This window comes from Corynebacterium tuberculostearicum, assembly GCF_022347235.1.
Lineage (GTDB): Bacteria > Actinomycetota > Actinomycetes > Mycobacteriales > Mycobacteriaceae > Corynebacterium > Corynebacterium tuberculostearicum_F.
In genome coordinates this window covers 214,592-229,180 of the sequence record NZ_JAKRDX010000001.1, presented here as the reverse complement: position 1 = coordinate 229,180, position 14,589 = coordinate 214,592, and the positions used below count along the sequence as shown (strand labels likewise).

Annotated in this window: 10 protein-coding genes; 7 read left to right on the top strand and 3 right to left on the bottom strand. The window is 59.9% G+C overall.

Annotated features, from left to right (window positions below; genetic code table 11):
• Window positions 1–469: 469 nt before the first annotated feature.
• Window positions 470–3,175 carry a Z1 domain-containing protein gene (locus tag MHK09_RS01045; protein ID WP_250412396.1) on the bottom strand — a complete coding sequence of 902 codons (2,706 nt, stop codon included), beginning with the start codon at window positions 3,173–3,175 and terminating at the stop codon, window positions 470–472.
• 234 nt (window positions 3,176–3,409) lie between these two features.
• Between MHK09_RS01045 and MHK09_RS01040 the strand changes: the two genes are divergently transcribed.
• Window positions 3,410–4,756, top strand: a complete 1,347-nt coding sequence (locus MHK09_RS01040; protein WP_250412395.1) for a YjiH family protein — start codon at window positions 3,410–3,412, stop codon at window positions 4,754–4,756.
• A gap of 8 nt (window positions 4,757–4,764) precedes the next feature.
• On the opposite strand, the gene hutG is transcribed toward MHK09_RS01040, so the two are convergent.
• Window positions 4,765–5,697 carry a formimidoylglutamase gene (gene hutG / locus MHK09_RS01035; protein ID WP_250412394.1) on the bottom strand — a complete coding sequence of 311 codons (933 nt, stop codon included), beginning with the start codon at window positions 5,695–5,697 and terminating at the stop codon, window positions 4,765–4,767.
• Between the two features lie 63 nt (window positions 5,698–5,760).
• Here hutG and MHK09_RS01030 point away from each other — a divergent pair, with 63 nt between their 5' ends.
• The 3 genes from MHK09_RS01030 to MHK09_RS01020 all read left to right on the top strand — a co-directional run bounded on the left by MHK09_RS01030 (window position 5,761) and on the right by MHK09_RS01020 (window position 8,800).
• Complete coding sequence (locus MHK09_RS01030) at window positions 5,761–6,504, top strand: IclR family transcriptional regulator (protein ID WP_250412392.1); 744 nt, start codon at window positions 5,761–5,763, stop codon at window positions 6,502–6,504.
• Between the two features lie 78 nt (window positions 6,505–6,582).
• The gene (gene hutH, locus MHK09_RS01025) at window positions 6,583–8,136 is read left to right on the top strand and encodes a histidine ammonia-lyase (protein ID WP_250412391.1); all 1,554 of its coding nucleotides are present in this window, start codon (window positions 6,583–6,585) and stop codon (window positions 8,134–8,136) included.
• Window position 8,137: 1 nt separating this feature from the next.
• Window positions 8,138–8,800, top strand: coding sequence for a flavin reductase family protein (locus MHK09_RS01020; RefSeq protein ID WP_250412390.1), 663 nt, complete (start codon window positions 8,138–8,140; stop codon window positions 8,798–8,800).
• Here MHK09_RS01020 and MHK09_RS01015 read toward each other — a convergent pair.
• A complete protein-coding gene (locus MHK09_RS01015; protein ID WP_250412389.1) occupies window positions 8,783–9,568 on the bottom strand; it encodes an SGNH/GDSL hydrolase family protein in 786 nt (261 codons plus the stop codon). The two genes, MHK09_RS01020 and MHK09_RS01015, sit on opposite strands and share 18 nt — an antisense overlap.
• A 189-nt stretch (window positions 9,569–9,757) precedes the next feature.
• Between MHK09_RS01015 and hutU the strand changes: the two genes are divergently transcribed.
• The 3 genes from hutU to MHK09_RS01000 are packed head-to-tail and all read left to right on the top strand — an operon-like array spanning window position 9,758 to window position 14,507.
• Window positions 9,758–11,434 carry a urocanate hydratase gene (gene hutU / locus MHK09_RS01010; protein ID WP_250412388.1) on the top strand — a complete coding sequence of 559 codons (1,677 nt, stop codon included), beginning with the start codon at window positions 9,758–9,760 and terminating at the stop codon, window positions 11,432–11,434.
• The gene (hutI, locus tag MHK09_RS01005) at window positions 11,435–12,604 is read left to right on the top strand and encodes an imidazolonepropionase (RefSeq protein ID WP_250412387.1); all 1,170 of its coding nucleotides are present in this window, start codon (window positions 11,435–11,437) and stop codon (window positions 12,602–12,604) included.
• Window positions 12,605–12,647: 43 nt separating this feature from the next.
• Entirely contained in the window at window positions 12,648–14,507 is a 1,860-nt protein-coding gene (locus MHK09_RS01000) for a DEAD/DEAH box helicase (RefSeq protein ID WP_250412385.1), read from the top strand.
• The last annotated feature ends 82 nt before the right edge of the window (window positions 14,508–14,589 follow it).

Sequence of the window (14,589 nt, the reverse complement as noted above, 5' to 3'; positions counted from 1 at the left end):
AACAACCAGGAGATCGCCGCGTGAATACCCTCACCCCTTATCCCCGAGATGGCCCCTAAACCACCGCCATGAAACTAACCCCAGATTCGAAAACAGATACACCACTACCCAGGACTTGACCCTCGCTGCGAGCCCAGCGTTTTCGGGGCTCTGTTCAATTTCTTCTAGGAGTGAGTCAGAGAATGCGCAAAAGACTTCTTCGAACGCGGAGGAAAATAGGCGGACTTCAGCGTGAGGTTTTCCTTCTAATGACTTGCAATGGAGTTTGATCTGCTCACTGTGTGTATCGGCTTGCAGCCATTTGGGGTCCTTGCTGCCCAGAGGGACAAGTAAGCCGAAACTTCCGTCTTGGTCGACAAAAAGACGGACAAATCCGTTGCTGTTCCTTAAAGGAAGTGCTAAATAGAGGCCGTCCTGGGACTCGAAGCCTCTTCGATTCTTTGGGCTCCGTAGGGTCTGGAGAAACTCTTTAGTGCCTTGCATTCTCTTCCTCTGCCGAAGCCTGCGCTTCATCTTGTTCGTTTACCAATCGGATTTCTTCATCAGCTTGGCGGTACTGCTCCATTATCTCCTCGTCTGGTTCACGAGCAGAGGTGTAGTTGACATTGGAGTCATCAGCTTTCGAAGTAGGGAAGAAAATACCCAAGCCCATGATGTCGTCTACGGCCTCTAGTGGTTTGCGGAAACCTCTCTTACGATCTTGCTTAGAGTCTGAGCGCGGGACAGAGTCTTTACTGATGGGATAGATCGCTAGATGGCCCACGCTGGTGCCTACATGGTCATCGTGTGCTTGACGTACCTTAGCTTCTTTATGGCCACCCTCGAACGATTCGGTCATCTGATTGCGAAACTCAATCCTTTCCTCCTCTGAGGGGATAATTACGTCATTAAGACGGTCACTGGTAGTCACGAGCGCTTTAATGTTGGCCTCTCCCTCTTTGCTATCAGCGAGAGGGGAGCGGGAAATCATGTTGATGTTTCCAAAACCCAAATCAATCGTGCCGTTACGTGGTCTAGATTGGGTGATTACAGAAACGTTCCATTTCTTAATGCGACGCTCTTCGGATTCTTGTCGAATGTAGTCAATGAGCAGCTTAGAGTTGTCCTTGCCCAAGCGAGTGTCTTCGTGGACCTCGTATTTTTCCAAGAAGTCTAGGATTTCGGTATATGGGACGTCCAAGAAAACTGGTGATTCATAAAGACCAACTTCCTTCGAAATACCACGCTTCTGAATGGCTTGGAACAAACCCTCGACTGCATCAAGGTTATTCTTCAGCCATTGCGCGTCCTTTTCCTTGAACTTGATCGTTTGTTCTTTCTTGCCCGAGAAACTCATTTGACGTTGGACCGCGTACTGCATTTTAGCCTTGCTGGTGATTACCATGTCTGGGTGCATGCGAATTCGGGCTTGAACCTCCATCGGGCTAGTGCGTTCTTGGATGTAAACGTCCAGTTCTTCACGCAGTTCTGCTTCGACAGTTGCCAAGTCGTGGAACCAGGTGCGCAGCTCGTTTGGCATCCAAATACGCGGGAGATCTTGATAGCCCGTTCGGAACCCAAACCAACGGCCCATCTGAAGCAGAGTGTCGTAAGCGGATGCTCGTCTAACGAAATATGAAGATACAAGTCCTTCGAGCGTCAATCCTCTTGACAGAGTATTACCGCCGATGGCAATTACTGTCTGCGGGCCTTCGTCGTAGTCGAGGCGCGTGTCAGAAGAGCCGTTATCTACTGCAATTGCAGTGGTGTCCAATACTTCCTTTAACTCTTCTGCCATCTCCTCATAAGAGATTGGCGACAGATTAAACTGATCTGCCGGTACGCGTTTGCACTCGGCATCCCATTGCTCGCGCCATTCGTCAATTTCACCTCTCTGGTACTGCTTTCTAAGCTTGTTTAGCTCTACTTCAACTAAGCCTTCCAGTTCGTCGTGATCGCCGGTCAACATGGAAGTGTGGATAAGCATCGAAGAGTGTTTACTCTTTTGTCCCCGTGCCCATCGAGCCGCTGTGGCCATGAGGAACCATCGGATGGCATCTGTCAGTGCTGGGCCGCCGATAATCGACTGCTCTTCTTTTTGCTTTTTGCTGAGACGGATTCCTTCAACTTCAGCATCGGTGATGGTTCGGATCATGTCGTATCCGTCAGACTCCAGCTCGTCTAGGCTTTCACTTCCGATTGGCTCTCTACCGAAAAGCGCGCGAGAGCCAAAGTACCCTTTAGGTTCTGGGAGAGTAATGATGAAATCCGACGGGTAAAGATCAGTGTCATTTGACGGATCGATGAGGATGTTAGCGAACGGAGTTGCTGAGTATGCGATATAGGATGCCATGTCGTACTCGAGCAAATTTGAAATCTGCTGGTTAATGGCAGATCGCTCTGCTTTGGTGCGCGGAGAGACATCGATACTTGCTTGGTCAGATTCGTCATCGATCACAAGGATCGGGCAATTATCAGCTCGAGCTCCAGCTGCCGATAGCCACTGGTTTAACCGGCGCAACCGGGGTCCATTCTTCTTCACTACGGCGATAAAACGCTCACCAGGGTTTTCAAGACGCGCCCCATTGCGGTCGCCGTTAAAATCGCTTGTCTCATCAGTTAACCGAGTCCACCTATTTCGGTTCAAATTAACGAGCTGTTCGTCAATTCGTTTTTGAGTTTGGCGCCGAAGATTCTCTGTAATACCGGTCAATACGATGATTAATCGATAACCTGAATCTGCTGCCTTAGCGATCACGGACATGAAATTTGTAGTTTTACCACTTTGGACATAGCCAAGAACTAGACCTTTAGACTTTTGATTCTCAGTCTTTTGAGGGGGTCGCAGTCCGTTCATCACTGCAGAGGAGGATTCGTCGATGTCTTTGATCGCCGGACCTAGGTCTGCCTCAATTTTCTCTCGTAGTGCCGGCCAATGGATAGCCGTCTCGAGGTTGGGGATATACCAATTTTGGCCCCTCTTTTCCCGTTTATAAGCTCCGATAGCTAAGCGTTCATCTACATGCCCCAGTTCGCGCTTTATTCGCCTATAAGCCTCTTCAACTTCTTCCTTTTGCGGAGTATTGCGGAGCAACTTGTTCTTTTTGCTTTCAAGATCTCGGCCCAACAGCGCTGCATCCGAAAAATCATCAAAGAAATCGTTGATGCTTTCCTCGTCGAGGTGAACTTCAGACATGTCTTGCCTTTCGCGGAGTAGGGAATTGTATTAGTAACTTTAACGGTTACGGGGCAGTTGTGAGTGAAGGGTTACCCCAAGAAGGCGGGTGGAGGGATTGCCGGAAGCAGTTTCATAGTGATGTAAAAACCACTAGACAGCGCGCTGTTACTTAGATAACATGTCCCCAATGTTCGCGTAAGGCTGTCACGCGGGCTTGATTTTTGTATGCAAGCTTGAGGGGACGGTTTTACTGTGACTTCTACCGAATCTGTCTATACCTCGCACCAGAGCCATGACGGGGAGATCCCGCAGCCTGGGGGACGGTGGAAACTCTTTTTATATAGCGCCATCGGCGCGTTCGTATTCTTCCTGCCGGTGACGTATCAGGATAAGCGCTCCATTCCTTTGGACCACATGGTCACCATGGTGCGCGAAGGGATTCCGGCGCTGGTGCCGTGGATTATCTTTGCGCTTGCCGTCTATGGCACGGTGCGCAGCTTTACCACTGGGGCGTTTAAGGAAAGTGCGCTGCAGGCGGTCTTTGCAGTGCTCAATATCGTGGGCGCGGTGGTCGCCTTCCTTATGGTCATCGATGCGCTGCCGTGGGTGTTGGGCGATGAAGACCTGGTGCCGTTCCTGTGGAACTCCATCGCGATTCCGGTAGGCCTCATCGTGCCTATCGGTGGTGCGTTCCTGGCGTTTCTCATTGGCTTTGGCCTGCTGGAATTTGTTGGCGTGCTCATGCAGCCCATCATGCGGCCGCTGTGGAAGACACCGGGGCGCTCCGCCATTGACGCGGTGGCCTCGTTCGTGGGCTCGTACTCGCTGGGCATTTTGGTGACAGACCGCGTCTACCAAAAGGGCGGCTATACCGGGCGCGAGGCGGCCATCATTGCCACCGGCTTTTCGACGGTCTCTGCGGCCTTCATGGTTATCGTGGCCAAGCAGCTTGATCTGATGAAGATCTGGGGCACCTATTTTATTGTCACGCTCATCGTGACCTTTGTAGTGACGGCCATTACCGTGCGCATTCCGCCGCTGCGCACCATTCCGGATGAGTACTTTGCAGACGCGCACCCAGACCCGGAAAAGCCGGTGGAGGGCTCACGCATCAAGAACGCGTGGCGCGAAGCAATGCTGGCACTGCAGCGCGCGCCGTCCTTGTGGGAGTCCATCTGGGAGAATCTGCGCGATGGCGTGCGCATGGCGGCGGCCATCGTGCCTTCGATTATGTCGGTGGGCCTTATTGGCCTACTGCTTGCGCGCTTTACGCCCATCTTCGAGTGGATTGGCTACCTGTTTTATCCGTTCGCGTGGGTAGTGCAGCTGCCGGAGCCGGTCCAGGCCGGCAAGGGCGCGGCCATGGGTATTGCGGAGATGTTCCTGCCCGCCACCGCAGTGGCAGACAGCGACAGCATGGTGCTCAAGTTCGTCATCGGCGTGGTGGCAGTCTCCGCCATCATCTTTTTCTCCGCGCTGGTGCCGTGCATCTTGGCTACCAAGATTCCGGTGAAGCTCACCCACCTGGTCATCATCTGGTTTGAGCGCGTGGCGCTGACCATCCTCATCGCCACGCCGATTGCCCACCTGCTGTTTTGAGGTAGGAGCTAGGCCCCGAGGTGGGCCGTGACGATGTCATCGATAAGCCGCGCCGCTGCCTTGGCGGTGCGGTTATCTATATCAAAGGTGGGGTTGAGCTCGACGACGTCCACCAGGGCCAGCTTGCCCGTTCGCGCAATAGCCACGGCCATGGCGCGGATGCGCTCGTAGCTGACGCCCAGCGACGCCGGTGCGGATACGCCCGGCGCGGTGGACGCTGACAAAACGTCGAGGTCGATGGATAGGTGGACCTTGTCCTTGCCCTCCGTGGCGCGGGCAGCGAGCTCGCCGCACTCGGCCGGGGAAAGGTTGACCAGCTCTTCGTCCAGAGTGATGGCCACGCCGAGGGACTCGGCCTCGTCGAAAAGTACCGCGGTGTTATTGGGGCGGGAGATACCCAGCACGGTGTAGTCGAAGTCATCGGTGAGCTCCGAAATCTGCTTGAACGGGGTGCCGGAGGTGGCTTGATCAGCGCGGCGCAGATCGAAGTGGGCGTCCAGATTAATGATCTTGGTGGCGCCTACCGCGCGGTAGAGGCCGCGGTGCGAGCCGAAGGCAGTCTCGTGCCCGCCGCCCAGAATGATGGGGAGGGTGTCGGCTTCGACGAGCTCCTGCACCTTATCGGAGAGCGCATCGTGGGCGCCGTCGAGGTCGTCGGCTTGGGTGGTGATCGTGCCGGCGTCGGCAAGCGCATGCGCATGGTGCACCGCCAAGGAACCCAGCGCGGAACGCAGCGCGGCCGGGCCTGCAGCTGCACCCTGGCGGCCGCCATTGCGCAGCACACCCTCATCGGAGGCAAAGCCCAGGAGGGTTACCGGGGCGGGGGAGTCGGTGGACTGATTGATAACGCTATGCCAGCGGGCATGCTCTGGGCCAGGACCATCGGAGCGGCCGGACCATTCGGGGGCGGGGGTGAAAAGTTCAGCTTTTTCGGTGTTCATGGTTACCGAGGGTAGGCAAGAACGCGGGATATGGCAGGGAAATTCTGCCTACAATCACTAAGTGTGAGTACAAATCGAGTTCCAGCGGCCCGTCACGCGTTAGAGATTCTTAAGTTGTTATCGACGATTGACGTACCAATTTCTGCTGCCAGGATACAAGGTGAACTGGGACTGCCACGGTCATCTACGTATCACTTGCTAGCGGAGATGGTGGATGCCGGCTTTGTGGCGCACTTGCCGGAACATAAGACATATGGCCTGGGCCTTGCGGCCTATTCCATGGCTTCGGCCTATGTAACCCAACAGCCTTTGGTACGAATGGCTACTCGGGACTTGGAGCGGTGTGCGGATCTGGTGGGTGGATCGGGGCACTTGTCTCGTATGGCTGGATCGGAAATCTTGTACTTGCAGGAGGTCCGTGCCGCAGGGGCAATCTCTTTGGTGACCGAGGTTGGTGTGCGATTGCAAGCGCATAAGACGGCGTCCGGGCGCGTAATGCTGGCGCATCTTCCTGACGCGGAGGTGCGCGCTGCATTCGATACCGCGGGTGGTAGTGGCTTTTCTGCTTTGAAGGAGCGCTTGCGGTTGGTGGCCGCGCGGGGTTGGGACCAAGAGGTGGAGGAAATTACTCGTGGCCAGGCTTCTGTAGCGGTGCCCATTCTGGACCATCTGGACCGCCCAGCGGCGGCGGTGGCGGTGACGTATCCGGTAGGGACGCCAGATGCACAGGTGGATGGCGCCATTCGGGCACTGCAGGAGGTGTCAGACAAGGTCGCGGGGAAAATGTACCGCAATCGAAGAAAGTGATGTAGCATACATCTATCGCGTTGGGTTGTCGCGCGACACATTTTTGATTATCAATCCCTACTCCAAGGAGTTTTTGCCATGCCTAACGCCTACCCATCCACCGTGACCGTCAATGTCGGTGCGCTGAGCATCGAAGACGTCGTTGCCGTTGCCCGCTATGGAGCGAAGGTGGAGATTGTACCCGAGGCTCTCGAAGAAGTGGCCGCGACCCGTGAGCGCGTGGAAGAACTGGCACAGGATCCCACCCCGGTCTATGGCATTTCGACCGGCTTTGGTGCACTTGCCCGCCGCCATATCCCGGAGGAGATGCGCGCCCAGCTGCAGCTTTCCCTGGTGCGCTCGCACGCTGCGGGCACAGGCCCGGAGGTGGAGGAAGAGGTCATCCGCGCGCTTATGCTCCTGCGCCTGTCGACCCTGTGTACCGGTCGTACCGGCGTGCGCCCCGTGGTGGTAGAAACCTACGCCAAGGCGCTGAACGCTGGCATCGTTCCGGTGGTGCGCGAGTACGGATCGCTGGGCTGCTCTGGCGACTTGGCGCCGCTGGCCCACTGTGCGCTGGCCTTGCTGGGGGAGGGCGAGGTGTGCGTCAATGGTGAGCTTAAGGATGCGGGCGACGCTCTGGCTGCGGCCGGCATCGAGCCGCTGCAGCTGCGTGAAAAGGAAGGCCTCGCGCTTATTAACGGCACCGATGGCATGCTCGGCCAGCTCTGCCTGGCCATTACTGACCTGCGCGCGGCCGCAAAGACCGCCGATATCGCTACTGCTATGACCGTGGAAGGACTGCTCGGCACCCTCGTGGTCTTTGCTGATGACCTGCAGCAGCTGCGCCCGCACCCAGGCCAGGCCGATGCCGCGGCTAATATCCTTCAGGTGGCCGAAGGCTCGGAGATCCTGGAGGCCGCGCTCGAGGAGTTCAAGAAGAACCAGGTGCAGGATGCGTACTCCGTGCGCTGCGCCCCGCAGGTTGCCGGCGGGTTCCGCGATACCTTGGCCCACACCGCCCAGGTGGCCGAGCGCGAGCTCGCCGCCGCCGTGGATAACCCGGTGGTAACCAAGGATGGCCGCGTGGTCTCCAATGGCAATTTCCACGGCGCGCCGGTGGCCTATGCGCTCGATTTCCTCGCCATCGTCACCGCGGACTTGGCGTCCATTTCCGAGCGCCGCACCGACCGCTTCTTGGACCCGGCGCGCAACCGCGGGCTGAATGCTTTCCTTGCTGATGACCCTGGTGTGGACTCCGGCCACATGATCGCGCAGTACGCCCAGGCCGGCATCGTGAGTGAGATGAAGCGCCTGGCTAACCCTTCCTCGGCCGATTCCATTCCGTCTTCGGCCATGCAAGAAGACCACGTCTCCATGGGCTGGTCCGCCGCCCGCAAGCTGCGCAAGGCCGTCGATGGCCTGCAGCGCGTGCTGGCCGTGGAAATCCTCACCGCCGCCCGCGCCATCGACATGCGCGAGGGCACCCCGGCCAAGGGCACCGGCGCGGTGATTGAGAAGCTGCGCGAGACTGTGGAGGGCCCGGGCGTGGACCGCTACCTCTCGCCGGAAATCGAGGAGACCGTGCGCCTGGTCAAGGAGGGGGCGCTCGTCGAAGCCGTTGAGAACGCTACCGGAAAGCTGCGTGGTTAATATGTCGACCATTTCCTGGCATCCACAGACCGAACCTAACCCCTTGCCATTTTCGCCCTTTAAGGCGAGCACGGTTCCACGGCCCATTGGTTGGCTCTCTAGCGTCGACGGCCAAGGGCGTGAAAATATCGCTCCCTATAGCCAGTGGCAAAACCTCACTTTCGATCCACCAATGGTGATGTTTTCGGCCAACCAATACCCGGATGGTCGCCGCAAGGACACGGTCCTCAATGCCGAGGAAACCGGCTGGTTCGTATGGAATATGGCCACCTATGACTTGCGCGAGGAAGTCAATAAGTCGGCCCAGGTGCTCGATTATGGCGAAAGCGAATGGGATCGCCTTTCCGTCACCAAGGAATATGCAGACAACCACCGCATTCCCATGGTGAAGGAATCGCCAGTGAAGTTCGAGTGTCAGTACAAGACCACCTTGCGCGTGCCAGGCAATTCCAAGGTGGGCACCATCGATCTCGTGGTGGCGGATGTCAAGACCATTCACATTGATGAGTCCGTCATCGACGAGGATGGCAAGCTGGACATCCTCAAGATTAAGCCCATCGCGCGCATGGGCTACTTTGACTACACCGTGGTCACAGAGCGGTTTGAGATGCGTGTTCCCGGTTCCGATGACGCCGCGCGCGCCGGGCTAGAGGGCAGCGCGTAGCGCCTTGGCCATGGCCACCTGTCCTGCGTGGGTGGGGTGCATGGGGAAGGAATTAGTCTCCTGGCCCGTGAAATCCACCCACGGTGAGGGGGAGCAGGCGGTGTGGTCAGGGGCGGCGTCGGCAAGCACGTAGGTAGCCCCATTGCGCTCGGCGGCCTCGCGCACCGCCTGGTTGATGCGCTCGATGGAGCCTGCTAACCATTCCCGGTCACTGGCCGGGATTTTTTCTATGTAGGGGCAGGTCTCTCCACGTTTAACGAGTGGCAGGTAGCCGGTGGCGAGGACCTTCGCGTTGGGGGAGCGGCGGTGAATCTCCTCGTAAACCTTGTCGAGCCGGCGGGGCAGATCGCGGATTTCCAGGTCTATCTGCGCGCCGGATTCCGCCTGGCAGATACCGTCCGTGGCGCACTGGGTAAGGCGCACGAAGCTGGCGTCATTGCCGCCGATGGATAGGCTCACCAGGTCGGTGTCCTCGCGCAGGGCGTCCACCTGGGCGGGGTGCTCGCCGGCGGAGGAAAGCACGTCGAGGGTGCTAGCGCCCTGGCAGGAAACATTGGTGAGCTCTGCGCCCATCTCCTTGGCCGCGAGCTCGGGGTAGGAATCCTGTGCGCGCACGCAGGTATTGGGCGGATCGAGCGGCAGCGTGGTCGAGCCCATGGCCGCATAGGAATCCCCCAGCGCCACATAGTGGGGCGGCTGCGGTTCCTCGGCGGGGGTGGAACAAGCGGCGAGGAGGGCCACGGAAAGGAGGGGGATGAACCGACGCATGCAGGCCATCGTAGATCATTCCGCGGGTGTCTCATATACGAGACAGTTCGGGTTCGTGTGGCATGGTACACAGAGCTAGGTCACAGTACCTTGTGACATGTGACGCTGAACAAGTCCTCGGGGACAGCCCCGGGACACCGGCCTAGAGGGCTTGGGAAGGCGTCGAACAAGCACGACGAAAGGAAGCCCATGTCTGAACCACGCGAAGTACGCGCGCCGCGCGGAACCGAACTGTCCGCCAAGTCCTGGCAGACCGAAGCGCCCCTGCGCATGCTCATGAATAACCTCGACCCCGAGGTTGCCGAGCGCCCCGAGGACCTCGTGGTCTATGGCGGTACCGGCCGCGCAGCACGCAGCTGGGAAGCCTTTGACGCCATCGTTGAATCCCTCAAGGACCTCGAGTCCGATGAGACCCTGCTGGTGCAGTCCGGCAAGCCGGTGGGCATCTGGAAGACCAACGAGTGGGCACCTCGCGTGCTCATCGCTAACTCCAACCTCGTGGGAGACTGGGCTAACTGGGAGCACTTCCGCAAGCTCGAGGACGAGGGCCTGATGATGTACGGCCAGATGACGGCCGGCTCCTGGATCTACATCGCCACCCAGGGCATCCTGCAGGGCACCTTCGAGACCTTCGCGGCCGTGGCGAAGAAGCGCTTCGGCGGCAGCCTGGCCGGCACCTTCACCCTGACCGGTGGCTGCGGCGGCATGGGCGGCGCACAGCCGCTGTCCGTCACCCTCAACGGCGGCGCCTGCCTCATCGTGGACGTGGACGAGACCCGCCTGAAGCGTCGTCAGCACAAGCGCTACCTGGATGAGGTTGTTACCGACCTTGACGAGGCCCTCAAGCTGGTCCTAGACGCCAAGGAAAACAAGAAGGCCCTGTCCGTTGGCCTCGTGGGCAACGCCGCCGAGGTCTTCCCAGAGATCCTGCGCCGCCAGCGCGCCGGGGAATTTACCGTAGACATCGTCACAGACCAGACCTCCGCACATGACCCGCTGTCCTACCTGCCTTCTGAAATCACCATGGAAGACTGGCACAACGAGGCCAAGGCAGACCCGACCACCTTTACCAAGAAGGCTCGCGAGTCCATGGCCGCCCAGGTCCAGGCCATGGTCGAGTTCCAGGATGAGGGCGCCGAGGTCTTCGACTACGGCAACTCCATCCGCGATGAGGCCCGCAAGGCCGGCTACCAGCGCGCCTTCGAGTTCCCGGGCTTCGTTCCGGCCTATATCCGCCCGCTCTTCTGCGAGGGCCTGGGCCCCTTCCGCTGGGCCGCGCTTTCCGGCGACCCAGAGGACATCAAGGTCACCGACCAAGCCCTCAAGGAGCTCTTCCCGGACAACGAGCACCTGCACAACTGGCTCGACGCCGCCGAGGAGTACGTCGAGTTCGAGGGTCTGCCGGCACGCATTTGCTGGCTGGGCTACAACGAGCGCCACAAGGCCGGCTTGCTCTTCAATGACCTGGTGCGCGAGGGCAAGATCAAGGCGCCGATCGTCATCGGCCGTGACCACCTGGATTCCGGTTCCGTGGCCTCCCCGTACCGCGAGACCGAGGCCATGCTCGATGGCACCGATGCCGTGGCTGACTGGCCGCTGCTCAACGCGATGACCGCCGTATCTTCCGGCGCTACCTGGGTTTCCCTCCACCACGGCGGTGGCGTGGGCATGGGCCGCTCCATCCACGCCGGCCAGGTCACCGTTGCAGACGGCACCGAGCTCGCCGCGGCCAAGCTGCGCGCGGTGCTCACCAATGACCCGGGCATGGGCGTTATCCGCCACGTCGATTCCGGCTACACTCGCGCGAAGGAGGTCGCCGACGAGCGCGGCGTCCGCATTCCGATGGAATTCAAGGCAAGGGACTAGATGAGCACACTTTTTACCGGCATTTCAGAACTCCGTACGGTCAGCGAGCGTGGCACGCTTAACGACGCCGCCATTATCGCCCAATCCGGCACCATCGCCTGGGTCGGCCTAGCCTCCGAGGCACCGGCCGCCGACGAGAAGGTGGACTTGGGCGGCCGCGCCGTCCTGCCCGGCTGGGTAGATTCGCACACCCACATGGTCTTCGACGGTGACCGCTCCGCCGAATTCGAGGCCCGCATCTCCGGCGGTTCCTATGAGGCAGGCGGCATCGCTGTGACCATGGACGCCACCCGCCAGGCCGGCACCGACCGCCTGGACAAGCTGGTGGCGGACCGCGTGGCCGCCGGCCGCCGCGGTGGCACCACCACCTTCGAGACTAAGACGGGCTACGGCCTTAATACCGAGTCCGAGGTGGAGGCCGCCAAGGTCGCCTCCCGCCACGTCGATGACGTGACCTTCCTGGGCGCGCACCTAGTTCCGCCGGGAGCGGACGCGGAGGAGTATCTCGACGAGGTCGTTGGCCCTATGCTCGAAGGCGTTGCCCCCTACGTGCAGTGGATCGACGTCTTCTGTGAGCGCGGCGCCTTCAACGAGGAACAATCCCGCCGCGTGCTGGAGGCCGGTAAGAAGTTGGGCCTGGGCCTGCGCGTGCACGGCAACCAGCTGGGCGAGGGCCCGGGCGTTGCCCTCGCCGTCGAACTGGGCGCCGCCTCGGTAGACCACGTCAACCACTTGAGCGACGAGGACATCGAGCTGTTGGCCAATTCCGATACCGTGGCCACCATGCTGCCGGCCTGTGACCTGTCGACTCGCGAGCCGCTCGCCCCGGGCCGCACGCTTCTCGACGCCGGCGCTACCCTCGCCATCGCCTCCAATCTCAACCCCGGCACGTCCTATACCTCCTCGATGAATTACTGCGTGACCACCGCGGTCCTGCAGCAGCACCTCTCCGTCGATGAGGCCATCCACGCCGCCACCACCGGCGGAGCGACCGCCCTGCGCCGCCACAACGTGGGCAACGGCCTCGACCCGCAGGGCCGCCCCGCTAAGGGCACCATTGTGGAGGGCGCCGCCGCGGACCTGCACGTGCTCGACGCACCCAGCGCCGTGCACTTGGCCTACCGCCCAGGCATGCCACTGAGCTACCGCACTTTCGTCGCGGGCGCTTAGGATATGGAGTTTGGGGCGGCAATCGCGTAGGGTTGGTGAAGCAATGAGCATTACCGATAACGCCACCGGCGGCGTCAACGAGCCGGAAGATTTTAATAAGTCGGAATCTCAGGACAACTCGCAAGGTGTCACCAAGGACACCAGGGCTGCGAATACTTCTGAGGACACCGGCGCTGAGTCCCAAGATTCAGCCAGCGACAACTCCCAGGGGTTCGCGCATCTTGGCCTGCCAGAGAAAATTCTGGAGGCCGTTGCGAAAGTAGGCTTCACCAAGCCGTCCCCCATTCAGGAAGAAACCATCCCGATCTTGATGGAAGGCCGCGACGTCGTCGGCCTCGCCCAGACCGGTACCGGCAAGACCGCAGCCTTTGCGCTGCCGGTTCTGTCGCAGATTGACACCAAGGCCCGCCATCCGCAGGCACTTGTGCTCGCTCCCACCCGCGAGCTGGCCCTGCAGGTGGCGGACTCCTTCCAGTCCTTCGCCGAGTCTCTCAAGGGCGTCGAGGTGCTGCCTATCTACGGCGGCCAAGCCTATGGCATTCAGCTGTCCGGTCTGCGCCGCGGTGCGCAGGTCATCGTGGGCACCCCGGGTCGCGTCATCGACCACCTAGAGAAGGGCTCGCTGGATCTGTCCCAGCTGCAGTTCCTCGTCCTCGATGAGGCCGATGAGATGCTGAACATGGGCTTCCAAGAGGACGTCGAGCGCATCTTGGAGGACACCCCGGACCGCAAGCAGGTGGCGCTTTTCTCGGCCACCATGCCGAATGCTATCCGTCGCCTTTCTAAGCAGTACCTCGACAACCCCGCCGAGGTCACGGTGAAGTCCGAGCGCCGCACCAATGACAACATCACGCAGCGCTTCCTCCTCATCCCGCACCGCGCAAAGATGGATGCCTTCACCCGCATCCTCGAGGTCATCAATTACGACGCCATCATCGTCTTCTGCCGTACCAAGCACGAGACCGAAGAGGTGGCCGAGACCCTGCGTGACCGCGGTTTCAGCGCCGCCGCCATCAACGGCGATATTGCGCAGGCTCAGCGCGAGCGCACCGTCGATCAGCTCAAGGATGGCCGCCTAGACATCCTCGTGGCTACCGACGTCGCCGCCCGTGGCCTCGACGTTGAGCGCATCACGCACGTGGTGAACTTCGATATCCCGAACGATACCGAGTCTTACGTGCACCGCATCGGCCGCACCGGCCGCGCTGGACGCTCCGGCGAAGCCATCCTGTTCGTCACCCCGCGCGAGCGCCGCATGCTGCGCTCCATCGAGCGCGTGACCAACGCCCGTCTGGAAGAGATGGACCTGCCGTCCGTCGATGAGGTCAATGAAAAGCGCAAGGAAAAGTTCGCGCAGTCCATTACCAACTCCATGGACAATAAGCAGGCGGACTTCTTCCGTACCTTGGTGCGCAAGTACTCCGAGGACAATAACGCGGCCATGGATGACATCGCTGCAGCCCTCGCCGTCATGCTGCAGGGTGGCAAGAACTTCCTGATGGAAGACAAGCCGCTTCCCAAGCCGAAGCGTGACCGCGACCGCCGCGATGATCGCAAGCGCGATTTCAAGAGCGGCGGCAAGGGTCGCGGCCCCAAGCGGCCGGACGGAGACTTTGAGACGTACCGACTGGACGTCGGCAAGCGGCAAAATGTGCGCCCAGGAGCCATCGTGGGTGCTATTGCCAACGAGGGTGGCTTGTCTGCCAAGGACTTCGGCCGCATCACCATCGCGGTGGGCCACACCCTGGTTGACCTGCCAAAGAACCTCGACCCGGCAGTGCTGGATCGCCTGAAGGATACCCGCATTTCCGGCCAGCTGATCAAGATTCAAAAGGATACCGGCCGCCCGCCACGCCGTGATCACGGCGGCGGACGCAAGCGCGGTGGGCGCTGGCGCGACTAGCATTTTCGACTAAATGGGCCTCTTCGGAGGCCCATTTTTTCGTGCCTTTTGACCTGCGGTTTTACTATAGACGGGGGTAGTG